This window comes from Pseudoalteromonas caenipelagi, assembly GCF_013140855.1.
Lineage (GTDB): Bacteria > Pseudomonadota > Gammaproteobacteria > Enterobacterales > Alteromonadaceae > Pseudoalteromonas > Pseudoalteromonas caenipelagi.
On record NZ_JABBPG010000007.1, the window covers coordinates 106,786 to 129,437 of the forward strand.

A 22,652-nucleotide genomic window follows, 5' to 3' on the forward strand; every position below is an offset into this window, starting at 1 on the left:
AAAATAGATGAATCATAAGGACTTTTAGGTAGTATAAGGGCACAGTGTTATTACATAAAGGGTCGTGCATGCGTTCTTGCTTGATTTCTATCGTTGCAATCGGTTTATTATCTGGGTGTGTTACTGAAACAAGTTCAGTCACCAGAAATAAGCCTAATGTACGAAACGAAGTAAATAACCAAGAAGCCGCTAAAACGCGCATTACTCTGGCTTTGCAATATTTGCGCTCAGGTAATACAAGTCAAGCAAAGTATAACCTTGAAAAGGCATTACAGCTTGCGCCTGACCTGCCTCAAGGTCATTATTCTTTGGCATATTACTACGAACAAGTAGGTGAAGATGGGCGAGCTCGCAAAGCTTATCAAAAGGCGCTTAGTATCGCTCCTAATGACCCAAATACCCTCAATAATTATGGTACGTTCTTGTGTCGTATTGGTGAATATCAAGCAGCCAGCGAGCAGTTTTTTAAAGCCATCGACGTGCCTAGTTATCTGCGAGTATCGCGCAGCTATGAAAATTTAGCGCTATGTGCCATAAAACAAGATAACTTTTCAAAAGCTGAAGACTACCTTAATAGTGCGATTGCACATGATGGTCGCAGTCAGTCTGCACTCATTGGTTTAGCTGCTCTGTTTTATGCTAAAAGTGATTTACATCAAGCAATGGGAGTATTAGAAAATTACTCCGATAAAGGCTTTGTTTCACCACGAAGTATGCTTTTGCAGCATCTTTTGCACGTTAGTATGGGACATCTGCAAAAGGCACAAGAAACCGCTGATTTGCTGATTCAAACGTACCCTGATTCTTTTCAAGCGAAAGCATTATTGAATGAGCAAATTCATAACAATGAGTTTGCTCATTTGAAAGAGCAGTATCGTTTAGCTCAGCTTAAAAAAATAACTCAAAAATCGCCTTCTCATTTATCCCTCCAGCCAAAAATAAAGGTTAAGCGTAAGGTGATTGATGAGGCTGCGACGCAAATGCCTAAATCGCAAAGCATGTCATTGCGACCTGATACGCAATTCACAGCGGGTTCAGCAGCAAAACCTACTATGGCGAGCGAGCAAAAATTAGCGGGTTCTTCAAGTGTGGCAACTGCTCCAATAAAGGACCAAGTGCAGGTTGAGCAAACCAGTGAAAGTATTGTTCGTTTTTACGAACCTGATCCGAACGACGTGCAATTTGGTAAAGTAGCAACGAGCCTAACTAAAACGGCACGAGCTTTTGAAGAAAATGTGCAAAACTTACCTCTAGTGAACGAAAAAGTAAGTGCACCAAAAGTACCATTTCATATAATACAAGCTGGCGAAAACGTATTTAGTTTGTCGGTCAGATACGATATTAAGTTGGTTGATTTACTGCGTTGGAATAGCTTAAAAGAATCAGATAGGGTGAATGCTGGGCAGAAAATTTATCTAAATAACCCTGCAACAATGCATACTATTCAAGCAGGAGATACTTTATTCAAAATAGCGACTCAACATGGATTGTTGATCGACGATTTAATGCGATGGAATGAATTAACACCGGATGTGGCCTTAAAAGAAGGTCATGGATTACTGATTGTGAACCCTGATAGTTACGTTTTATGAAGCAAGAAAACATCGAAATGGAAGAACAAGTCCCTACAATAGGACAATCGTTTCAAACAGCTAGAATTGCTGCTGGCATGAGTGTTGAAGATGTGTCGCAACGCCTAAAATTAACCGCGTTGCAAGTAACTAAGTTAGAACAAGATGATTATCAAGACTTAGGCCCTGTTACTTTTATTCGAGGTTATATCAAAAGTTACAGTGCCTTGCTTGGTATCGATGCACAGCAATTGTTAGCCTTGATGGATGCTCCTAAAGCACCTGAACCAACCAAGAGAATGCAGAGCTTTTCAAGGCGCACTGAAAAAGAAGCGAGCGATAATCGATTAATGATTTTTAGTTATTTGATATTAGCGTTGGTATTGGGCTCGTCGGGGATCTGGTTTTGGCAGACTAACGACAGCTCAACGGATGCTAATTTGTCGCCTTCAACAACGACTAATGCACAGCCACTTGGCGAACAACCCATAGGTGTAGAATCTGAAAGTACAAAGCAGTTAGATATAGACTCTTTCAGTTCAAATGATACCTCTAGTCAAGTAAGCACATCTGCTGCTGATAGTGAATCTATCAATAATCAAACGACCTTGCTAGACGAATCTGTTGAGCCAGTTCAAACCGATGAAATGACTGTTGTAGAGGTGGTTGAAGAAAAAAAAGACCCATCGATAAGTACAGTCGTAATGCGGTTTAGTGATGACAGTTGGGTTGAAATATTTGATGCAACACAAGAGCGCATTGCATTTGGTGTTAAAAAAGCGGGTTACACCATGACTGTATCAGGTAAAGCGCCTTTTTCTATCGTGTTGGGCAAACACCAAGTGGTTGAAGTTGAATTGGATGGGCAATTAATTGACTTATCTAGCTTACCAAGAAATCGTTTAGCAAAATTTAAATTACCGTTAGCAGAGTAACCGTCTTATGTTTTCAGAATCTCCGATAAAACGCAGAAAATCAACACGCATTAATGTGGGAAATGTTCCGATTGGAGACGGAGCACCGATCGCGGTGCAATCTATGACCAATACCAATACGCTTGATATAGACGCAACGGTTGCGCAAATTCGCGCTATTCAAGATGCGGGTGCAGATATTGTACGTGTATCTGTACCAACCATGGATGCTGCTGAAGCGTTTAAAAGTATCAAAGAGCAAGTCGATATTCCACTTGTGACAGATATCCACTTTGATTACCGAATTGCCCTCAAAGTAGCGCAATATGGCGCGGATTGCTTGCGCATTAACCCCGGTAATATCGGCTCTGAAGATCGTATCCGTGCCGTCGTTGATGCCGCATCTGAACGAAATATTCCAATTCGTATAGGTGTAAATGGTGGCTCACTCGAACGAGACTTACAGGAAAAGTATGGTGAACCAACGCCAGAAGCCTTGCTTGAATCGGCGATGCGTCACGTGGAAATTTTACAGCGTTTGAATTTTGACCAGTTTAAAGTGTCGGTAAAGGCATCAGATGTGTTTTTAGCGGTTGGTGCGTATCGATTGTTAGCTAAAGAGATAGAGCAGCCATTGCATCTGGGGATCACCGAAGCGGGAGGATTCCGCTCTGGTTCTGTGAAATCAGCTGTTGGTTTAGGTATGCTGTTGGCGGAGGGTATTGGTGATACATTACGCGTATCGCTTGCAGCAGATCCTGTGCAAGAAATTAAAGTGGGTTTTGATATTTTAAAATCACTACGTATTCGCTCTCGCGGTATTAACTTTATTGCTTGCCCAAGTTGCTCTCGTCAAGAGTTTGATGTGGTTAACACCATGAATCAACTTGAAGAACGCTTAGAGGACATCATCACTCCTATCTCCGTTTCGGTGATCGGCTGTGTTGTAAATGGGCCTGGAGAGGCGCTGGTGAGTGATATTGGTCTAGCGGGGGCAAATCGCCGCTCGGGCTTATATATTAACGGAGAGCGACAAAAGCTGCGTATTGATAATGACAATATCGTGGCCCAATTAGAAGCGCAGGTTCGTGAATTTGTTGCAAAAAAAGAGCAACAGCCAGAAATAGATATCAAGATTGTAGAATAAGCAGCATATATTGACGAGGTCATTTTTTTATCTCGTGTTTAGCCTGTCTATGCTGTAGGTCGCATTTTTAGCCTGTTTGGGTATAATGAGCGATTACTTTTTTACGCAAGTCAGGTACTTTGCGACGATCTTATTGATAAGAAACAGATTTTTTAGGAATTTAAGTGGCAAAACAAATTCAAGCAGTTCGTGGTATGAACGACTGTCTGCCTGGTACAACGCAAATTTGGCAGAAAGTAGAAGATACGTTACGCAAAACGGTGGCGTCTTATGGTTATCAAGAGATCCGTTTTCCTATTGTTGAGTCTACTGATTTATTTAAACGCTCTATCGGCGAAGTAACCGACATCGTCGAAAAAGAAATGTACACCTTTGAAGACCGCAGCGGCGATAGCCTTACATTGCGCCCAGAGGGAACTGCAGTGTGTGTTCGCGCGGGTAATCAGCATGGCTTACTGTATAACCAAGAGCAGCGTCTTTGGTATATGGGGCCGATGTTTAGACACGAACGCCCACAAAAAGGTCGCTACCGTCAGTTCCACCAGTTTGGTGTAGAAACGTATGGTATCGCCAGCGCTGACATTGACGCTGAGGTAATCTTATTAACGGCGCGCCTTTGGCAAGAATTTGGTATTAGTGAGTATGTTACCTTAGAGCTTAACTCGCTTGGTTCAAACGAAGCTCGTGCGCTCTACAGAGATGCGTTAGTTGCTTTTTTAGAGCAACATGTTGAGCAGCTGGATGATGATAGTAAGCGTCGCATGCATACTAATCCATTACGTGTATTAGATAGCAAAAATCCTGAGGTGCAAGCGATTTTAGTCGATGCGCCTAAGTTGTCAGAACATCTTGATGAAGAGTCGCAGGCGCATTTTCAAAATTTATGTGAACGATTAGATGCTGCTGGCGTCAAATACCGCGTTAATGAAAAGCTGGTTCGTGGCTTAGATTACTACAATCGCACCGTTTTTGAATGGGTTACGGATAGCTTAGGGGCGCAAGGCACAGTGTGTGCCGGTGGTCGTTATGATGGCTTAGTTGAGCAACTAGGTGGTAAAGGCACGCCAGCTGTTGGCTTTGCAATGGGCCTTGAGCGTCTAGTGTTAATGCTACAAGAGCTTAACTGTGTTGGTGATATTCGTCGCAATGCGGATGTTTATGTTGCGGCAATGGGTGATAAAGCCAGCATTCAAGCGCCAGTGATAGCGGAGCAACTTAGAAATGAAGTCGAAGGGTTGCGCGTTATGGTACATGCAGGCGGCGGCAACTTTAAGAAACAATTAAAACGAGCAGATAAGAGTGATGCATTGGTTGCATTGATCCTTGGTGAAGATGAGCTTGCTCAAGGTAAGGTAACCGTAAAATATCTGCGCGAACAACAAGAACAGATCACAGTGTCCTTGGATGAGGTTAAAACTCTATTACAAGCGCTGATAGCATAAGAGGTTATAATGGAAATTTACTCAACAGAAGAACAACAAGCTGAGGCTATAAAACGATTTTTCCGTGAAAATGGGGTGTCTTTGGCGTTGGGCATTATTATTGGTTTAGGTGGTTTATATGGCTGGAAAGCTTATAATCAAAGCCAAATTGATAGCGCAGAAGCGGCATCAAATGCTTATAACCAATTTGTTGAAAGCGAAGATGTTTTAGCTGTAAGCGACAGCTTTGTAAAAGAAAATGGTGATTCTAACTACGCAGTCTTAGCGGCATTTGTTGCGGCTAAAGAAGCGGCTGAAAAACAGCAGTTAGATGTGGCGGCTCAGAAGCTACAGTGGGCTGCAGATAATGTCCAAAACTTAGAGCTTAAAGCAACGGCTATAACGCGATTAGCTCGCGTGCAATTGGCGCAACAGCAATTTGAAGAAGCGTTAGCAACACTAGATAAGCCGATGCCTGAGAGCTTTAAAGCACAGATTTCAGAAATCAAAGGTGACATTTTCTTAGCTCAAGGTGACAAAGAGCAAGCGAAATCTCAATACCAAGCCGCACTGGAAGCATCGACTGAGGGTTCCAATACTTTGCTTAAAATTAAGTTAGATGACTTAGCTTCAGCACAACCTGCAGCATAGGAGTCAATATGAATAAGCTCAGTATGGCCACCTTGGCGCTATGTATGGCGTCGCTGTTAGGATGTTCATCTAGTGATGAAGACGAACTGGTATTGCCAGAGATCAACAATCAATTTGAAACACAAGTTGTTTGGCAAGAAAGTGTTGGTAATGGTGTAGAGCATTATTTCTCTCGCCTCACACCAACAGTATACAAAGATACCGTTTTTGTTGCCGAGCGCTATGGTCAAGTTAAAGCGCTTAACTTAGAAACGGGTGAAATCTTGTGGCAAACAGATACCCGTAAGGAACCTGCATTTTGGCCTTGGGAAGACAATGATAGTGCTAAGCTCGCAGGCGGTATATTGCAGGCTTATGGAAATATCTACATAGGTTCTGAGCACGGCGAAGTAATTGCCTTAAACCGAGATTCTGGCGAAATCATTTGGCGTAAAAATGTGCCTGGTGAAGCACTATCGTCACCTGCTGCTGGTGACGGACTGATATATGTGAATTTAGGTTCCGGTAAGTTGCTTGCATTGCACCCTGACACGGGTGAAGAGCGTTGGCGTCATGAACAAGAAGTACCAGCATTAACATTGCGTGGTTTGAGCTCTCCAACTGCTGCGAATGGTGGCGTGTTATTTGGTGAAGAAAGCGGGAAGTTATCTGTTCTGATCGCCGAAAATGGTTACAGTGCATGGAGTGCGGATGTTGCTATTGCTAAAGGTTCATCAGAGTTTGAACGCTTGGTTGATGTTGACACAAAGCCTGTTGTCAGCGGCGCAATGGCTTACGCAATAGGCTATAATGGTAATTTAGCAGCCGTTGATGTGCGAAGCGGCAACGTAGTTTGGAAACGAGAATACAGTAGTTACCGCGATTTGAGTTTAGATTTAAATGTTCTTTACTTAGTTGATAGTAACGGCGTTGTTTATGCGTTGGATAAAGATTCAGGTATTGAACGTTGGAGTCAGCCTGCACTAAGAGGTTGGTATTTAACGGCACCAGCTGTCGTGGGGAATTATGTTGCCCTTGGTGATCAGGAAGGCAATTTACATTGGCTAGATAAACAAACCGGTCAGTTGGTTGCCCGTGAAACGTTTGATAGCTCAGGCTTTTTTGTAGAGCCTGTTGTGGCTGATGATAAGCTGATTATTTACACCCGCAATGGTGAAGTTAGCGCAGTTAAAATTCCGTAACACTTAATTTTAGTTAAGTTTGTTAAGGCTTCGCTTTGCGAAGCCTTTTGTTGTTTATTAAAGAGGTAGTCTATGCTTCCGGTGATCGCTCTTGTTGGGCGACCTAATGTGGGTAAATCCACACTGTTTAACCGCTTAACGCGTACTCGAGATGCTTTGGTGGCAGATTTTCCTGGCCTAACGCGGGATCGTAAATATGGTCAAGCCAGCTATGATGGCTATGAGTTTATCGTGGTCGATACTGGCGGTATTGATGGCTCTGAAGAGGGCATTGAAACAGAAATGGCCGAGCAATCGCTATTAGCGATTGAAGAAGCTGATATTGTCCTTTTCTTGGTAGATGCGCGCGCAGGCATGAATGCTGCCGATCAGGCTATTGCACAGCACTTACGCAAACAACAAAAGAAATGTTTTTTGGTGGCGAATAAAACCGATGGTATTGACGCTGATTCGAACTGTGCTGAGTTTTATCAGCTAGCGCTTGGCGAAGTATATCAAATTGCAGCGGCTCATGGCCGTGGTGTAACGCAGCTATTAGATGTGACATTGCAACCCGTTATTGCAGAATTAGCCGAGCAAGAAGAAGAGCTAGCGCAAGATGATTCGCAACTGGCTGAGCTCTACCTTGAGGGTGAAGAAGGTACTGACGAAGACGGAAAATCAGCTTTTGAAGATAAGCCAATCAAGCTGGCCATCATCGGTCGTCCAAATGTGGGTAAGTCGACGTTGACTAACCGCATACTGGGTGAAGAACGTGTTATTGTTTATGACATGCCAGGTACAACGCGAGATTCCATTTATATTCCAATGACACGTAATGAACGTGAATATGTGCTTATTGACACCGCAGGTGTACGTAAACGCAAAAAAGTCAGCGATGTCGTGGAAAAGTTCTCAGTGATCAAAACGCTAAAAGCGATTGAAGATGCCAATGTGGTGTTATTGGTTGTTGATGCAAGAGATGGGATCTCAGATCAAGACTTAAGTTTACTCGGCTTTGCTTTGAATTCGGGACGTTCTTTGGTGATTGCAGTGAACAAGTGGGATGGGCTGGATGACTACGTGAAAGAGCGTATTAAGTCAGAATTAGACCGTCGCTTAGGCTTTATTGATTTTGCCCGTTTGCACTTTATATCTGCATTACATGGTACCGGAGTTGGGCACCTATTTGAATCGGTAGATGAAGCATACGACTCAGCAACTAAACGTATTAGTACAGCGATGTTGCGTAGAATTATGGATATGGCGCAGGCTGATCACCAACCACCATTGGTACGAGGTCGACGCGTTAAGCTTAAATATGCGCACGCAGGGGGCTACAACCCTCCTAGGATCGTTATTCATGGTAACCAAGTACATGACTTACCTGATAGCTACAAGCGCTATTTAATGAACTACTACCGTAAAGCGCTTAATATTATGGGAACACCAATTAAAATTGAGTTCCGCGAAGGGGATAACCCATACGCAGGTCGTACGAATAAGATGACATTGTCGCAAAAGCGCAAACTTAGGGCGTTTACCAAAGAAAACCGTAACAAGTCTTAATTTTACACGCTAAAAGCACGTTTATTCTAAAAGATATAATCCGCAAACTTTCGAGTTTGCGGATTTTTTGTATTTATTGCCCTATGGCAATGAAGGTTTAGTAGTCACTTTTAGAGCCGGTTGAGCTTTCTAGTTTGTTTTTGCAGTAGTCTGAGTAGAAATGGCAATCAAGAGTTTCCCTTCGGGGAATAAAAATTAAACAGCAAAGAACATAACCCTAATAATACCCACTGCTTTAAAACATTGAGTATTCTAGTGAGCTAAATGACTCGTTAACGGTGTTAAACGTTATTTATGTAGAATAACTACATACCGAGGTTTTTGCCTAGTTAACCTCAGCTGAGGTTAGTTACTAAGCCATTTATCTATCGCAATATCTGATCATTAATTTAAAGCAATTGATATAACTTGGTTGTAATTTGCCCGTATTTAACTTTATGCTTAGCAGATAGCTATTACTGATTGCGGTTGATGAGCGCTTCAGTACGTTGGATGATTTTTATTTTAAGTGGTTAATTAATGCGCTATGCCAAAACAGTAATTTATGTAGATAACGTTGAGGAAGTACTCGACTTTTACTACCAAGCGTTCGGTCTTAGCACTCAAAGCCTGACTGAATCTGGTGACTATGGTGAGTTAGATAGTGGGGAGGTAATATTGGGCTTTGCAAGCCACCCTCTCGCTCAAGCTCAATTCAAGCAAAGCTATATTCGCGCACAGCCTAAACAACCCGCACTAGGATTCGAGCTTACTATAAAATGTGACAATGTCAGCGAAAGTTATGATAGGGCGGTGATTGCTGGTGCTGAACCTTTAATGCCACCAAATACTAAAGGCACAAGCGCGCAAGCTTATGTACGCGCTATTGAGGGAACTTTAATCGCCTTAGTCAACGAGTGCGCGAGCTAACCCTACAGGCTCAATTTCAACGCAGACATTGTCATCATTCCAGTTTAGGCCAAATAGCGCTTGATCTTCGTTTAGGTCTTCAACCCACTCATCTAAAAATTCATCGAGCGTAATAACTAAAGGTGAATAGTCTTGCCATTCATCTTTGCACTGAGCTTGGGCTTTTTGTTCGCTATCCCAAATCAGTAGTACATCAGTTTCTTCAAACTGATTAGACTCACATACTACAACGCCACCATCTTCAGAACCAAGGGCCCAGATCTGTTGGTTGGTACGAACTTGTTCTACAAAAGTGACTAACTCTGATTCTATTTCAATGTCGCTCATTGCCTTTACCTTCTATATGTGACAACTATATTCTCGGGTCTGAATCTGTACTTCCTGGTAAGTTACTGTGTACTTCGTAAAAATGCAGTAACGCGGTAAACGAACTTAAATCAGTTAATTTTCTAAATTCAATCCAATCTAGCAAGCAGTATAAACTGATCTGCAGATAGTCGCAGTCTAAAAAGTCACTTTTCACACATTGTTCATTTAAATCTGACAATATCGCTTCAATGCGTTCTCTTTGTAGGTTAAAAAATAGCGCATCTGATTGTGTATCTAACCCTGAGCGTGTGCACAATAAAAGCTCTACTAAAGAATCATTACAGGCATTAATATTGACGAGCTGATTCTCTTGCCAGTAGGTCATTTTAGTTAGGCCGAATTTGTCAGCCAAGTAGCGATAAATAGCACCAGAATCACAAATGGTATTTTGTCCATCGATGAGAAAAGGAATTTTTCGAGCCGGATTGTTAGCAATTAAGGTGGCTCTGTCTTTATCATCGAAAATATCTAAGTGTTGATAACTAACAGGTAAGTTATGACACGTTGCAAATATCCTGATACGTCTTGCAAAGGGGGAAGTATCTGAGCCATATAGTTGCATAATGATTCCTTTTCTATTTGTAAAGTCTATAAAAAAGGCCGCATAAAGCGGCCCAAGAATTTGTTTTTAATTTACTCTGAGCGACTGGTAACTTCAAGTAGGTGAAAGCCAAATTGCGTTTGTACTGGGCCTTGAACTTCATTGATGGGCGCTGAAAAAACCACTTTGTCAAACTCAGGCACCATCATACCTGGTCCAAATTCACCTAAAGCGCCTCCATCTTGTCCTGAAGGGCAACTAGAATACTGTTTTGCGAGCTCAGCGAAGTCCTCGCCTGAAGCTATTCTTGATTTTAAATCTAAGCACTCAGCCTCGCTTTCAACTAAAATGTGTCTTGCACTTGCAACTGTCATACGCTCTCCATAAATGGCTTGTGTTTATTTTTTACTCAGACTTTATTCTAATACAAGAATGGCAAAAACTCACTATTTGCCTAGAGTGCCTTTTCTATTTCACTAGTAAGCTCTTTCGACAGTGGTTTGGTTCGACTATTAAATCGTGTCACGTGTTTTCTATCAGCTGATACTAAGTATTTGTAAAAGTTCCAGTTAGGAGAACTTGTTTGCTCATTTAAGTGTTTAAATATTGGATTTGCATCATCTCCTCGTACCGCTGTTGTTGCAAGCATATTGAAAGTGACACCGTAATTAACAAAACACACCTTAGCTGTGTCTTTTTCATCGTCTTCTTCTTGAAAAAAGTCATCTGATGGAAACCCTAAAACAACCAAGCCCTTATCTTTGTATTGTTGATGTAGCTTTTCTAAACCTTCAAACTGATCAGTAAACCCACAATTACTTGCAGTATTAACTATAAGTAATGGTTTTCCCTTGAACTGACAAAGGTTGAGCATTTCATCAGAGCGAAGTTTACGCAGCTCTACATTGGTAAAATCATCACATTGCTGTGCATATGAAAGGGAGCTCAGAACTAGGCTCATCATTAACGTGGTTTTGACAATTATTTTTTTAATCATTGGCTTTCCCTCTAAGATAATTATCTTTTATGATACGACATTCCATTACGATGCGATCAAATATTTCCTGAGTATGACAATAAGATTAGCCAATATTGATGACCTTCAATGTATTACTGATATCTACAATGAAACGATAGCAAGCAGAATGGTCACTGCTGATACCGAGCCGTTGAGTGTGCAGCAACGTATAGAGTGGTTTCAGAGCCATCACTCAAACAGACCTTTGTTTGTGTATGAAGTAGCAGGCGCTGTTGTAGCTTGGCTCAGCTTTAAGTCGTTTTATGGACGCCCTGCTTATAGCCAAACCAGTGAGATAAGCGTTTATATTGCAGCGCAGGCCAGAGGCCAGGGTCTAGGCCATAAATTACTAGATTTTGCTCAGTCACATGCAAAGACAATTAATGTCTCAACCCTGCTTGGGTTTATCTTTAGTCACAATATTCCTAGCTTGAATTTATTTAGACGTCATGGTTTTGAAGTGTGGGGAGAGCTGCCAGAAGTTGCCAATATGGATGCTAAACACTATAGCTTAACCATAATGGGTAAACATTTAAGAGACTAAAGCTCAATCAAAAAATTCGTCTACACTTGAAAAGATAAGGAATTGGTTGTGTAGACAAATGACTAACAAGGTTTTGATAGTAGATAGCAATAGTGTTTTAGCTATGCGTTTAAAGGTGCTGTTTGAGTTGTTAGGTGGTGAGGTTGAGCACATACATTATCGTATGCTCGAAGAGGTAGAAGATATCGCGAGTTATGATGCGATAGCCATAGCAAACGGAATCCCAACGAGTTTTTTAGAGCCTCTTTCCTCACTAAGGCACCACGAAAAGTTAATTTTACTTGCCCCTAAACCCGATAATGCTCAGCAGCTCGCTTTATTTAGTCAATTTAATAAAGCGCTGCCAAACGGCATAGTGGTTTACCCTTTTTTCTCCAATAAAGAAATAACAAACCTGCTCGAACGAGTGTTTGAAATAGGTGCTGATAATCGCTTGCTATTGCCTACTGTGTTGCTTGTTGATCATCAGTTAGAGCGCCTGTCAGAACTCGCATCGAGTCTCTCTGGTGCACAGCTACAGGTTTACACTGCTGATACAAGCCTCGCTGGGATGAGTCAAGCACAGCATCAAGCCATTGATCTACTGATTGCAGCCTATGAACCTCATGACAAAAGTGCATTAGAGCTATTTGGTCAGTTAAAGAGACTCAATCATAATGCGCGTTGTTTGCTTTATACGAAGCAAGCTGATCAAGTAGATATGCTAGAGGCGATCCGGTTTGGGGTGGATGATGTACTGATCACCCCTTTTGATGATGGGGACTTACTTAAAGCGCTACATAAGCTGTGGCAAACGGAGATGCTAAAAAGGCATAACCAAGAGCTGGTGGAGCGTTTGCAAGATACGGTCGATGCGTTGATAGAGCGTGATAGCCTGTTGCGTGTGATTTATAAACATACGCCAGACTCTATTATGCTATTTAATAAAGATGGCAGCATTATTGAAGGAAATGATGCCTGTGTCGAACTATTTGACTGTGCTCAAGAAGAAATACAATGTAGCTCTATTTTTGACCTTTTTGATAGTGAATCGGTTGAGAGCCTAAAGCTACAAATGCAAGAGCTCAAAGGTCGGCGTAATTTTGATTGCGAGTTGTTGCTCACTCGAAATGATAAAGTTATTCCTTTAATGGGGACTTTTAACGAGATAGATCATCACGGCGAGTTAGCTTTTTCTGTTATCTTAAAAAATGTGGCGCATTTGAAGAAAAAGCAACAAGTTTTAGAAGAAGCTAAAGAAGTGCTAGAAGCTGAAGTTCAAGCTCGTACAGCGCAATTGCAAAAAGCAAAAGAGGCAGCCGAAGCTGCTAATATCAGTAAATCAGAATTTCTTGCCAATATGTCTCATGAGCTGCGCACACCAATGCATTCAATCTTGAGCTTTGCCCGATTTGGGTTGGATAAACTTGCTGCTGGCGAAGTCCCAATAGACAAACTAGAAAAGTATTTATCGCGCATTGAAACCAGTGGAGAGCGTTTACTGCTATTACTCAACAACCTGTTAGATTTATCAAAATTAGATGCAGGTCGGTTTCCATTTAATCCCAGTGCTCAAGACATATGTGCGATTATTAAAACCGCAATTGATGATGTGTCTGGATCTGCACTGGCAAAACATATTCTCCTTAAACTAAGTGCCCCAAAAGCTCCTCTGTTAGTGTTTTGTGATCAAGAACAAATGAATCAAGTGTTTCGTAATTTGCTAGGCAATGCAATTAAATTTAGCCCCGACGGGGGCGTTGTTCAGATCAAAGTTTTAAGTGCTAGCGATAAGGTAAGTATTGAAATATGTGACCAAGGTGTTGGCATTCCTGAGGATGAATTGACTCATATATTTTCTAAGTTCGCACAAAGCTCAACAACGAATAGTGGGGCGGGGGGCACTGGTTTAGGTTTGGCTATTTGTAAAGAGTTTGTGGCGCTTCACAAAGGAAGTATTTACGCAACCAATAATGATGATGTAGGGGCAACGCTCCATATCGAGATACCGCTAGACCAAAAGTAGGTGCTGAGTATTCGCATAATATAAGAACCGTGGCTATAAATATAAAAGGCGACAAAATCAAACAAGGAATTTATGTATGGCACTGCAACGCGTTTTGGCTGTGGACGATGAGCCTTTTAACCTAGAAATCATCGAAGAAATTCTCGAGGACTTAGACTTTGAACTCAAAACGGCAGCCAGTGGCCCAGAGTGTCTTGAGATGTTGGCAACGTTTAACCCACAAGTTATTTTACTTGATGTCAGCATGCCGAAAATGAATGGCTACGATGTATGCCGTGCGATCAAATCCAATCCTGATACCAGCCATATTGTTGTTATGTTTGTTTCAGCGAGGGGGTCTGTTGAAGAGCGTATGGAAGGTTATGCAGTCGGGGCTGAGGACTATATTGTTAAGCCATTTGGGCAAGGTGAGTTAACAGCAAAATTGACAAAATTAGGGCAGATGCTTTTAGAAAAAGATATTCTGGAGCAGCAAATAGAGGATGCGACAACTACAGCATTTAGCGCCATGGCGACTAGTAGTGAAATGGGGCAAATAGTCAATTATATTGAGAGTATTGGCGATATAAACGATGTTCCAACGCTTGCAACGGCACTCATTAATTGTATGGCGAATTTTAATCTCAGTTGTAATGTTGAGTTTCGGGTAAACAATGAGCAACAACACTATGCAACTTCGGGTATATGTTCACCAATCGTACTTGAACTGTTCGAAATACTAAAATCAAAAGGTCGTTTGCATGAGTTCACCAGTCGGATTTTAGTGAATTACGACTATGTCAGTGTGTTAGTGCTTAATATGCCAGAAGGCGATGATGAAAAACATGGTCGCATCAGGGATCATATCTGCTTTATTGTTAGTGTAACAGAGCAGCAACTACTTGCTATTTTGACTCGTAATGAACTTAGCCAGCAGCAACAAAATCTTAATGGTGCGATTGCCATGATCAATAGCAAGTTTAAAAGTTTAATGACGATGCTAGATAACAACCGCAAGCAAAATGAAGCTGTGTTTAGAGAGTTGCAAGAGCAGTTTGAGCGTCGCATTCCGACTATGGGATTAGATGAAGACCAAGAACTTTTTATTTACAATCACGTAGATAGTGCGATTCAGAAATCGGTTGCAAGAGAAGAGGCGCTTATTCAAGTGAAACAAGCCTTTAGCGAAATTGAAGCAGATTTAGCTGAGTTAAGTCATAAAGTTGACGAGCATTGAACCTGGTTATAGTTATCCCTATTCGTTACTCTTAATGACTTGTAACTACACAGGTTTGTTATTCATTTTCACTTGGCAATTAAGCATCTCGCGGCAAGCCTTTTTCGATGATCCGAATTAAGCGGGCTTGCTTTCTTTGATGTAGTTCTTGCTTGTTAAATTGTTGCTGTAAAGCCCAATTAATGTGTTCTTTGACAAGTTCTGATGCGTTGACTAAGTGCTGGTTTAATGTTGTTACTATTTGTTCATCATAAGGAGCGTTACCCAGTCCAACGGCGATATTTCTAAGCCATCGTTGGTGGCCTATTCGGCGTATTGGACTCCCTTCAGTTGCTTTTAAAAAAGTCTCTTCATCCCAGTTGAATAACTCAATCAATGAGCGGTCTTTGATTGCAGTTCTTGGATTAAAATCAGCTTCTTTCGTGAGTTGTCCAAATCGGTTCCATGGACACACAAGCTGGCAATCATCGCAACCGTAAACTCTATTACCTATTAGCGGCCGATATTGCTCAGGAATTGAACCTTGCAGCTCGATTGTTAAATAAGAGATACATTTTCGTGCATCAACAACATAAGGCTCAACAATGGCTCCAGTGGGGCACAGAGTGATGCACGCATTACACTTGCCACAACCTTCAAACTCGTCTGGAGCGTCAATGGGTAAAGGAATATCAACAAAGAGTTCACCAAGGAAAAACCAAGAGCCCGCGTGTTTTTGGATGAGTAAGCTATTTTTTCCTCTCCATCCAAGCCCAGCTTTTTCTGCCAGCTGTCTTTCAAGTACTGGAGCCGAGTCTACAAAGGGCCTAAACCCAAGAGCAGACACTTCAGTTGCGATTTTTTGTCCTAGCTGTTTGAGGCGATTTCTCATCACTTTATGATAATCTCGGCCCAATGCATACCGGCTGATGTAAGCTGTTTGTTTGTTCTTTAAGGCTTTTGCAAAGCCAGCATCAGGCGGAAGGTAATTCATCCGCACGGAAATCACACGCTGTGTGCCTGGCACAAGTTGTGAAGGCCGAGCTCTTTTCATTCCATGGGCTGCCATATATTCCATTTCACCATGGTAGCCATTATCTAACCAGCGCTGAAGTTGTGCCTCGTGCTTAGTCAAGTCAATATCGGTTATGCCAACTTCGGCAAATCCAAGCTCTTTGCCCCATTGCTTAATTTTTTTTGCCAGTTCAATATAATTAATACTATCTGCAGTCACGGAATGTTTATCTTGGAAGCCAAATACACCGCTAATTTACCACAAGTTGCCTACTCAGCCCAACAGGTGCAGCAATATGAAGAGCAGGCTGCAAAAAACTCGGGAACAAGTTTATCCAATTTAATGCTCAGAGCTGGGGAATCGCTCTTCTCGTTGTTTGAAAATGACTTGGTCAGCGCTCAGCATATTCTTTTGTTGGCTGGAAAAGGCAACAATGCTGGAGATGCCTACGTTTTGGCTAGGCTGCTCTATCAAACAGGGCGTGCAGTCACCGTTTATAGTTTATGTGATACAACTTTGTTAACAGGTGATGCTCTGCAAGCTTATCAAGCTGCTTACCAAGCGAAAGTTGACATAGTGACGAAGCGGCCTTGTTTAGATTCGTACCATGTTATTGTTGATGGGGTGTTTGGAACTGGATTTCGTGGTGAACTACCCGAGCAGATACAAAAACTATTTTCCGAGTGTGAAAAAGTACCAGCAAACAAACTAAGTATTGATATTCCAAGTGGTGTTAATGGCACTACGTCAGTGGTCGCAAAAGGTGCTTTTAAAGCAGATATCACCATGACATTTATTGCCTTAAAGCAAGGGCTATTAACCGGTAAAGCGAAAGCGCATTGTGGTCAGTTAGTGTATACAAGTTTGGGTGTGGCTGATGCATTTGAGCAATTAGCGCAGCCCAGTGCAACTTATATGGATCATGAATCGCTTTTCTCTAGGTTGCCATCGCGTTCAGTCGATTGTTATAAAAATATCTGTGGTCATGTATTGGTGGTCGGCGGTAACAAAGGAATGGCTGGAGCAATTCGTCTAGCCGCTGAAGCGGCGCTTAGGGCCGGTGCAGGATTGGTTAGTGTTGCCACTCACCCAGATAACGTAGCCTGTGTGTTACAGGGTAGGTATGAATTAATGGTGCATGGAATTGAGGATGTGCAGCAGTTATCAGTTTTAATGTCCAAAGCTGACGTGATGGTTATTGGGCCAGGCCTTGGACAGGATGAGTGGGCACAAGCACTATTTTCGCAAAGTACACAATTTGCGAAGCAGGTTGTGTGTGATGCAGATGGTTTAAATTTATTAGCACAAACAAAGAAACGTTATTGTTGTGCTGTATTGACTCCCCATATGGGGGAAGCAAAGCGTTTATTGGGCGTAAAAAGTGGTGTTGACGAGGCGAACCGCTTTGAGTTGGCTGCACATTTAGCCAAAGCCTACGATGCTAATATAGTGTTAAAAGGGCCTGGAACGCTCATTGCTGATGAAAGTCGTATAAATATTAATCGCTCGGGATGCGCTGCTATGGCAAGTGCTGGGATGGGAGATATTTTATCTGGTATAATTGGCGCTTTGATTGCGCAAGGTATGAAGCCGTTTGCGGCTGCTAACTTAGCTGTGTATATTCATGGTTTAGCTGCGCAAATTGCAGCAAAAGAAGGCGAAAAAGGGCTGCTTGCAAGCGATTTATTTATGCATATTCGACGCTTATTGGGGTGATCATGAGTAATACATTTAGTCAGCATTTGGCCGATGAGGCGCAAACGGTGGCTATGGGCGAACGCCTATGTAAATATATAAAAAATGGTGCGGTGTTGTTTTTGCATGGAGACTTAGGTGCGGGAAAAACAACTTTATCACGTGGTATTGTTCAAGGGATGGGGCATACCGGTAAGGTAAAAAGCCCAACATATACTCTAGTTGAACCTTATGAACTAGACGATGTCTCGATATATCACTTTGATCTGTATAGGTTAGGTGATCCTGAAGAGCTAGAATACATGGGGATCCGAGATTACTTTAGTCCCAACGCAATTTGCATCATTGAGTGGCCGCAAAAAGGCGCAGGTTTTATTCCTAGTCCCGATCTAAATGTAGAGATGGCCTATGATGGTGAGCAAAGAACAATAACCGTGTCTGCCAATAGTGAACGCGGTAAAACAATCGTAATGCAATTAGGACAAGATGCGTAGTATAGGAAAAATATCAGGCATGCTGCTAAGTGTTGTTATAATGCTTAGCACAGTTGTACAAGCGAAGAATGATATCGAAGGGGTGCGCGTTTGGCCGTCGCCAGATAGTACCCGTGTGGTGTTTGATCTGTCTGCAAAGCCTGATTACAGCTATTTTATGCTCAAGAACCCGCTGAGGTTGGTGGTCGATTTTGACAATACTAGCAAAGTTGATAAGTTACCCAAAATACCAGTAGAGCATCGTTTAATCAGCAAGCTACGTTACAGTAAACCAAAATCTTCAAATGGTACTCGGGTTGTTTTTGATCTATCCAGTAGTGTAAAACCCGTGGTGATGGCGTTGGCACCAGCAGGCCCTTATAAAAATCGTTTAGTCGTTGACCTGTACGCCACACAAACCAGCTTGTATAGCAATGATAAAAGTCAGGCTAAGAAGCGTGAACGCTTAACTGATAGAGATATCATTATCGCCATTGATGCTGGGCATGGTGGAGAAGACCCAGGTTCTATTGGCCCATCTGGTACATATGAAAAAAATGTCACGCTACCTATTGCGAAACGTTTAGCCCGTCTTATTGATAAACAACCTGGTATGAAGGCGCGTTTGATTCGTACGGGTGACTATTATCTAAAAATACACACACGCTCAACCAAAGCGCGAGAAAAACGCGCTGATTTTTTTGTCTCTATTCATGCTGATGCATTTTCAAGCCCTGGGCCCAGTGGCTCTTCTGTCTGGGTATTATCCTTGCGCAGAGCAAATTCTGAAATTGGTAAATGGCTAGAAGATAAAGAAAAGCACTCGCAATTATTGGGGGGCGCGGCCGAGCTTATCAAAGATACCGCGAATGAAAAGTACCTAGCAAAGGCATTGTTAGATATGTCTATGGATCATTCTATGAAAACGGCATTGCAGGTGGCGGATGAAGTGGTAGGTGAGCTAAGAAAGGTGACTAAGCTCCATAAAAAGCGCCCTCAGTCGGCGAACTTTGGGGTGCTTAAATCTCCAGATATCCCCTCTATTTTGGTCGAAACTGGGTTCATTTCTAATCCCAAAGAAGAGCGTTTATTAAAATCTGGCAACCATCAAGAAAAGTTAGCCCGCGCAATTTTTAAATCGATAAAAAACTACTATAAACGTAATCCCCCTGATGACTCGCTGTTTGCTAGGTTAAAAGAGCCTGGTCAGCATGTCGTAAAAAGTGGTGAGTCTTTAAGTGTGTTAGCAAATCGCTATGGGGTGTCTATCTCAGCGTTAAAAAAAGCTAATCAGCTGACCAAAGACACATTATATATAGGCCAAGTTCTAACAATTCCAAAGGCATAACTTGCTATGAGCATCGAAATTTTACCAGCCCGGCTTGCCAACCAAATTGCCGCTGGTGAGGTAGTGGAAAGGCCGGCTTCAGTCGTTAAAGAACTTGTTGAAAACAGTCTCGATGCTGGTGCCACTAAAATCCAAATTGATATTGAACGCGGCGGGCATAAACTGATCCGAATACGAGATAACGGTAAAGGCATTGTCAAAGATGAGTTAACGTTAGCACTGTCAAGGCATGCCACGAGCAAACTGAAAAGTCTGGATGATCTTGAGTGTATATCGTCTCTAGGCTTTCGCGGAGAAGCGTTGGCGTCAATTAGTTCTGTTTCTCGATTAACCCTAAGTTCAAAACCTGCTGAGCAAGAAACCGCATGGCAGGCATTTGCCGAAGGGCGTGATATGGCGGTGCAAGTTCAGCCTACTGCGCACCCTGATGGCACGACTATCGAAGTTAAAGACTTATTTTTTAATACCCCCGCTCGGCGTAAATTTTTACGTACTGAAAAAACAGAGTTTAGTCATATTGATGAACTGGTGAAACGGATTGCTTTGAGTCGTTTTGATGTTGCCATTACGCTGACACATAACCAAAAAGTAGTTCGCCAATACCGTGCACGTGCTAAGGCTGATGGGGTGAAGCGTGTCGCGCAAGTGGCTGGCAAGGTATTTGAACAACAGGCCTCGTATATTGAGTCTGGTTCTGAAGGGTTGATGTTAGTTGCTTGGATTCTACCCGTTGGCAGCCCTAATAGCGCGCAGTACACCTATGTAAATGGCCGAATGATGCGCGATAAACTGATCTTGCATGCCATTCGACAAGCATTTGAAGAAGTAGTGGGGGAGCAAGAAATCCCTGGGTTTGTCGTGTACTTAGAAATTGACCCACGGCAAGTTGATGTAAATGTTCACCCAGCTAAACATGAAGTACGTTTTCATCAAGCGAGATTGGTGCACGATTTTATCGTGCAAGCTATTAGACAAGCGGTAATACCGGCTACTCAAGAATTAAATTCAGCAAGCCTTAATGCCCAACAAGGGGATTCGTTACACCAAGATTACCGAAGCCATTTACAGCCGTTACAAAATGCGTCGCCAAGAGACGCGCTTCAAGCGCCAACACCGCCTAATCGTGAATCTTCAGCGTATAGCAGTTCGCGAGATTATAGCGGTACAAATAAAGTGAATGCGCAACAAGAGGCTCCGGTACGGCAGTATAATGTTAACCAGTTATATCAAGAGTTAAGCCATCAGCAGGCGAGTGAATTTGATATCCCCCCTGAGCAAACAGAGGTGCAAAGGCCGCGAGTGCAGTGTACCAATATGCTCGCTCTTGAGGGCGGCGTTACTTTGCTTGAGGATAAGCAACAGTTGTTGGTATCGCACTTTAAACACGCATTGCCTTTATATTGGTCAAGCGAGCTAGAGCGCGACGCTAGTTTGCCCAGTAAAGCGTTATTGTTGCCAGTTCGAGTGAATTTAGATAAAGCGGAAGTAGCGGCACTTGCAAAGCAAGAGTCTTGGTTAACCTTGTTAGGCTTTGACATCCAGCGTTTTGAACGTTACATCATGGTCAAAAAGCTACCGGTTAGTTTGTATAGTGTTGATGTGGGTGTGTTCTGCTCAGAGATTATTAAAGCATGTCATGGATCGTTGCAAAGTATTGATGATTGGCTCAAATGGATGGTGAGCAAAACCCCTGAGCGATTTTATTCGAGTGATCACTTTACCAAAGCTCAGCAATTTATTGAAAAAAGTCAAAAATGTTTGGCGCGTATTCAGGAAAAAGCAGTTAAAATAGAAAGTAAGATGCTTTTACAATTACTACCACAAGAGTTTTAGAGTGAATAAATTACCTGTAATAACACTAATGGGGCCAACTGCAGCGGGAAAAACGGCCCTTGCGATAGAGTTATGTCAGCATTTAGATACAGAAGTGGTGAGTGTTGATTCTGCTTTGGTATACAAAGGGATGGATATTGGTACCGCCAAGCCAGAACCCGATGAGCTTGCCTTAGCACCACATCATCTTATTGATATTATTGATCCGCTAGAAAGTTACTCGGTTGCTGATTTTCGCAAGGATGCTTGTCGACACATTGATGCTTTACATAAAAAAGGTAAGGTCCCTATTTTGGTCGGCGGCACTATGATGTATTTCAAGGGGCTTATTGAAGGCTTGTCACCTTTGCCAGAAGCGGACCCTGTGGTGCGTGCTCAGCTTGAAATTGAAGCGAATCAGCTGGGCTGGCCTCAACTACACCAGCAACTGACAGATATTGATCCTGAGGCTGCTGCAAAGATCAGTGAGAATGACTCACAACGCATCAATCGTGCGTTGGAGGTATATCGTATTAGCGGTAAAACAATGACTGAATTGCAACAGCAAAAGCAGGCACCGTTATCTTATCAATTTCATCAATTTGCTATCGCGCCGAGCGATCGGAAAGTATTACATCAGCGTATTGAAAAAAGATTTCAAATTATGTTGGATCAAGGGTTTAAAAACGAAGTTTTGGCCTTATATCAGCGGGGAGATTTACACCCAGATCTTCCCTCAATACGATGTGTTGGGTATCGGCAAATGTGGGAGCACTTAGCTGGAGAGTGTGACTATGAGCAAATGGTTTTCAAGGGTATTGCAGCTACCAGACAACTTGCAAAGCGACAACTCACATGGTTGAGAGGGTGGTCGCAGCTGACTTGGTTAGAGACCAATGAGCAACAAAACTTGCAACGCGTATTAACTTCGCTAAGCTAATAGTAGCTGTTAAATCAAGCTGCTGAGATTTAATCGACAGCGAAACTAATAATAACACCTAGAACGAAGGAAAAGAAAATGGCAAAAGGCCAATCGTTACAAGACCCATTTTTGAATGTCTTACGTCGTGAGCGCATTCCTGTTTCAATTTTTTTAGTCAACGGCATAAAATTACAAGGTAAGATCCAATCATTTGATCAATTCGTCATTTTGTTAGAAAACACCGTAAATCAAATGGTGTATAAGCATGCTATCTCAACAGTTGTACCTGCTCGAGCAGTTAATTTCCAAAGTGCTCAAGGCACGGAAGGTACAGAACAAACTGATGATGGTAACTATTAATTCACTTTAGGAG

22 protein-coding genes are annotated in these 22,652 nt (G+C 42.3%); 17 read left to right on the forward strand and 5 right to left on the reverse strand.

Annotated features, from left to right (window positions below; genetic code table 11):
* Positions 1-68: 68 nt before the first annotated feature.
* The 8 genes from pilW to HG263_RS15905 all read left to right on the forward strand — a co-directional run bounded on the left by pilW (position 69) and on the right by HG263_RS15905 (position 9,342).
* Positions 69-1,592: a type IV pilus biogenesis/stability protein PilW gene (pilW, locus tag HG263_RS15870; protein ID WP_171627067.1), complete on the forward strand. Its 1,524-nt coding sequence runs from the start codon at positions 69-71 to the stop codon at positions 1,590-1,592.
* Complete coding sequence (locus HG263_RS15875; RefSeq protein WP_171627068.1) at positions 1,589-2,506, forward strand: RodZ domain-containing protein; 918 nt, start codon at positions 1,589-1,591, stop codon at positions 2,504-2,506. The genes pilW and HG263_RS15875 overlap by 4 nt, the downstream gene beginning before the upstream one ends.
* Positions 2,507-2,513: 7 nt before the next feature.
* Entirely contained in the window at positions 2,514-3,632 is a 1,119-nt protein-coding gene (gene ispG, locus HG263_RS15880) for a flavodoxin-dependent (E)-4-hydroxy-3-methylbut-2-enyl-diphosphate synthase (RefSeq protein ID WP_171627069.1), read from the forward strand.
* Between the two features lie 164 nt (positions 3,633-3,796).
* Complete coding sequence (hisS, locus tag HG263_RS15885; RefSeq protein WP_171627070.1) at positions 3,797-5,074, forward strand: histidine--tRNA ligase; 1,278 nt, start codon at positions 3,797-3,799, stop codon at positions 5,072-5,074.
* Between the two features lie 9 nt (positions 5,075-5,083).
* Positions 5,084-5,704, forward strand: a complete 621-nt coding sequence (locus tag HG263_RS15890) for a YfgM family protein (protein WP_171627071.1) — start codon at positions 5,084-5,086, stop codon at positions 5,702-5,704.
* Between the two features lie 8 nt (positions 5,705-5,712).
* Positions 5,713-6,885 (forward strand): outer membrane protein assembly factor BamB, encoded by a 1,173-nt coding sequence (bamB, locus tag HG263_RS15895; protein ID WP_171627072.1) that lies wholly within the window; start codon positions 5,713-5,715, stop codon positions 6,883-6,885.
* A gap of 72 nt (positions 6,886-6,957) precedes the next feature.
* Positions 6,958-8,433, forward strand: coding sequence for a ribosome biogenesis GTPase Der (der, locus tag HG263_RS15900; protein WP_171627073.1), 1,476 nt, complete (start codon positions 6,958-6,960; stop codon positions 8,431-8,433).
* Between the two features lie 519 nt (positions 8,434-8,952).
* A complete protein-coding gene (locus HG263_RS15905) occupies positions 8,953-9,342 on the forward strand; it encodes a VOC family protein (RefSeq protein ID WP_171627074.1) in 390 nt (129 codons plus the stop codon).
* Here the strand turns inward: HG263_RS15905 and HG263_RS15910 are convergent.
* The 4 genes from HG263_RS15910 to HG263_RS15925 all read right to left on the reverse strand — a co-directional run bounded on the left by HG263_RS15910 (position 9,319) and on the right by HG263_RS15925 (position 11,249).
* On the reverse strand, positions 9,319-9,669 hold the full coding sequence (locus HG263_RS15910) for a DUF2750 domain-containing protein (RefSeq protein WP_171627075.1): 351 nt from the start codon (positions 9,667-9,669) through the stop codon (positions 9,319-9,321). The two genes, HG263_RS15905 and HG263_RS15910, sit on opposite strands and share 24 nt — an antisense overlap.
* Positions 9,670-9,694: 25 nt before the next feature.
* Entirely contained in the window at positions 9,695-10,273 is a 579-nt protein-coding gene (locus HG263_RS15915; protein ID WP_171627076.1) for a glutathione S-transferase family protein, read from the reverse strand.
* Positions 10,274-10,344: 71 nt separating this feature from the next.
* Positions 10,345-10,626 (reverse strand): peptidylprolyl isomerase, encoded by a 282-nt coding sequence (locus HG263_RS15920; protein ID WP_171627077.1) that lies wholly within the window; start codon positions 10,624-10,626, stop codon positions 10,345-10,347.
* Between the two features lie 80 nt (positions 10,627-10,706).
* Positions 10,707-11,249 (reverse strand): glutathione peroxidase, encoded by a 543-nt coding sequence (locus HG263_RS15925; protein WP_171627078.1) that lies wholly within the window; start codon positions 11,247-11,249, stop codon positions 10,707-10,709.
* A gap of 73 nt (positions 11,250-11,322) precedes the next feature.
* Between HG263_RS15925 and HG263_RS15930 the strand changes: the two genes are divergently transcribed.
* The 3 genes from HG263_RS15930 to HG263_RS15940 all read left to right on the forward strand — a co-directional run bounded on the left by HG263_RS15930 (position 11,323) and on the right by HG263_RS15940 (position 15,035).
* The gene (locus HG263_RS15930) at positions 11,323-11,814 is read left to right on the forward strand and encodes a GNAT family N-acetyltransferase (RefSeq protein ID WP_171627079.1); all 492 of its coding nucleotides are present in this window, start codon (positions 11,323-11,325) and stop codon (positions 11,812-11,814) included.
* 58 nt (positions 11,815-11,872) lie between these two features.
* Positions 11,873-13,819: a sensor histidine kinase gene (locus tag HG263_RS15935; RefSeq protein ID WP_171627080.1), complete on the forward strand. Its 1,947-nt coding sequence runs from the start codon at positions 11,873-11,875 to the stop codon at positions 13,817-13,819.
* Between the two features lie 76 nt (positions 13,820-13,895).
* Positions 13,896-15,035 (forward strand): response regulator, encoded by a 1,140-nt coding sequence (locus tag HG263_RS15940; protein ID WP_171627081.1) that lies wholly within the window; start codon positions 13,896-13,898, stop codon positions 15,033-15,035.
* Between the two features lie 79 nt (positions 15,036-15,114).
* Here the strand turns inward: HG263_RS15940 and queG are convergent, their stop codons facing one another.
* Positions 15,115-16,248, reverse strand: coding sequence for a tRNA epoxyqueuosine(34) reductase QueG (gene queG, locus HG263_RS15945; protein WP_171627082.1), 1,134 nt, complete (start codon positions 16,246-16,248; stop codon positions 15,115-15,117).
* A 3-nt stretch (positions 16,249-16,251) separates the two neighbouring features.
* Here queG and HG263_RS15950 point away from each other — a divergent pair, with 3 nt between their 5' ends.
* The 6 genes from HG263_RS15950 (at position 16,252) to hfq (ending at position 22,639) form a co-directional block, all read left to right on the forward strand.
* A complete protein-coding gene (locus HG263_RS15950; RefSeq protein ID WP_246240002.1) occupies positions 16,252-17,745 on the forward strand; it encodes an NAD(P)H-hydrate dehydratase in 1,494 nt (497 codons plus the stop codon).
* Between the two features lie 2 nt (positions 17,746-17,747).
* On the forward strand, positions 17,748-18,218 hold the full coding sequence (gene tsaE, locus HG263_RS15955; RefSeq protein ID WP_171627084.1) for a tRNA (adenosine(37)-N6)-threonylcarbamoyltransferase complex ATPase subunit type 1 TsaE: 471 nt from the start codon (positions 17,748-17,750) through the stop codon (positions 18,216-18,218).
* Entirely contained in the window at positions 18,211-19,545 is a 1,335-nt protein-coding gene (locus tag HG263_RS15960) for an N-acetylmuramoyl-L-alanine amidase (protein ID WP_171627085.1), read from the forward strand. Before tsaE ends, HG263_RS15960 begins: the two co-directional genes overlap by 8 nt.
* Before the next feature lie 6 nt (positions 19,546-19,551).
* Positions 19,552-21,378 (forward strand): DNA mismatch repair endonuclease MutL, encoded by a 1,827-nt coding sequence (mutL, locus tag HG263_RS15965; RefSeq protein WP_171627086.1) that lies wholly within the window; start codon positions 19,552-19,554, stop codon positions 21,376-21,378.
* A 1-nt stretch (position 21,379) separates the two neighbouring features.
* On the forward strand, positions 21,380-22,297 hold the full coding sequence (gene miaA / locus HG263_RS15970) for a tRNA (adenosine(37)-N6)-dimethylallyltransferase MiaA (protein ID WP_171627087.1): 918 nt from the start codon (positions 21,380-21,382) through the stop codon (positions 22,295-22,297).
* A gap of 78 nt (positions 22,298-22,375) precedes the next feature.
* Positions 22,376-22,639, forward strand: coding sequence for an RNA chaperone Hfq (gene hfq, locus HG263_RS15975; protein WP_171627088.1), 264 nt, complete (start codon positions 22,376-22,378; stop codon positions 22,637-22,639).
* Positions 22,640-22,652: the final 13 nt, after the last annotated feature.

Excerpts from the sequence above, each read along its gene's own strand:
- pilW (WP_171627067.1), top strand. The coding sequence starts at position 69 with ATGCGTTCTTGCTTGATTTCTATCGTTGCAATCGGTTTATTATCTGGG.
- HG263_RS15875 (WP_171627068.1), top strand. The coding sequence starts at position 1,589 with ATGAAGCAAGAAAACATCGAAATGGAAGAACAAGTCCCTACAATAGGA.
- ispG (WP_171627069.1), top strand. The coding sequence starts at position 2,514 with ATGTTTTCAGAATCTCCGATAAAACGCAGAAAATCAACACGCATTAAT.
- HG263_RS15890 (WP_171627071.1), top strand. The coding sequence starts at position 5,084 with ATGGAAATTTACTCAACAGAAGAACAACAAGCTGAGGCTATAAAACGA.
- bamB (WP_171627072.1), top strand. The coding sequence starts at position 5,713 with ATGAATAAGCTCAGTATGGCCACCTTGGCGCTATGTATGGCGTCGCTG.
- der (WP_171627073.1), top strand. The coding sequence starts at position 6,958 with ATGCTTCCGGTGATCGCTCTTGTTGGGCGACCTAATGTGGGTAAATCC.
- HG263_RS15905 (WP_171627074.1), top strand. The coding sequence starts at position 8,953 with ATGCGCTATGCCAAAACAGTAATTTATGTAGATAACGTTGAGGAAGTA.
- HG263_RS15910 (WP_171627075.1), bottom strand. The coding sequence starts at position 9,669 with ATGAGCGACATTGAAATAGAATCAGAGTTAGTCACTTTTGTAGAACAA.
- HG263_RS15915 (WP_171627076.1), bottom strand. The coding sequence starts at position 10,273 with ATGCAACTATATGGCTCAGATACTTCCCCCTTTGCAAGACGTATCAGG.
- HG263_RS15920 (WP_171627077.1), bottom strand. The coding sequence starts at position 10,626 with ATGACAGTTGCAAGTGCAAGACACATTTTAGTTGAAAGCGAGGCTGAG.
- HG263_RS15925 (WP_171627078.1), bottom strand. The coding sequence starts at position 11,249 with ATGATTAAAAAAATAATTGTCAAAACCACGTTAATGATGAGCCTAGTT.
- HG263_RS15930 (WP_171627079.1), top strand. The coding sequence starts at position 11,323 with ATGACAATAAGATTAGCCAATATTGATGACCTTCAATGTATTACTGAT.
- HG263_RS15935 (WP_171627080.1), top strand. The coding sequence starts at position 11,873 with ATGACTAACAAGGTTTTGATAGTAGATAGCAATAGTGTTTTAGCTATG.
- HG263_RS15940 (WP_171627081.1), top strand. The coding sequence starts at position 13,896 with ATGGCACTGCAACGCGTTTTGGCTGTGGACGATGAGCCTTTTAACCTA.
- HG263_RS15950 (WP_246240002.1), top strand. The coding sequence starts at position 16,252 with ATGTTTATCTTGGAAGCCAAATACACCGCTAATTTACCACAAGTTGCC.
- tsaE (WP_171627084.1), top strand. The coding sequence starts at position 17,748 with ATGAGTAATACATTTAGTCAGCATTTGGCCGATGAGGCGCAAACGGTG.
- HG263_RS15960 (WP_171627085.1), top strand. The coding sequence starts at position 18,211 with ATGCGTAGTATAGGAAAAATATCAGGCATGCTGCTAAGTGTTGTTATA.
- mutL (WP_171627086.1), top strand. The coding sequence starts at position 19,552 with ATGAGCATCGAAATTTTACCAGCCCGGCTTGCCAACCAAATTGCCGCT.
- hfq (WP_171627088.1), top strand. The coding sequence starts at position 22,376 with ATGGCAAAAGGCCAATCGTTACAAGACCCATTTTTGAATGTCTTACGT.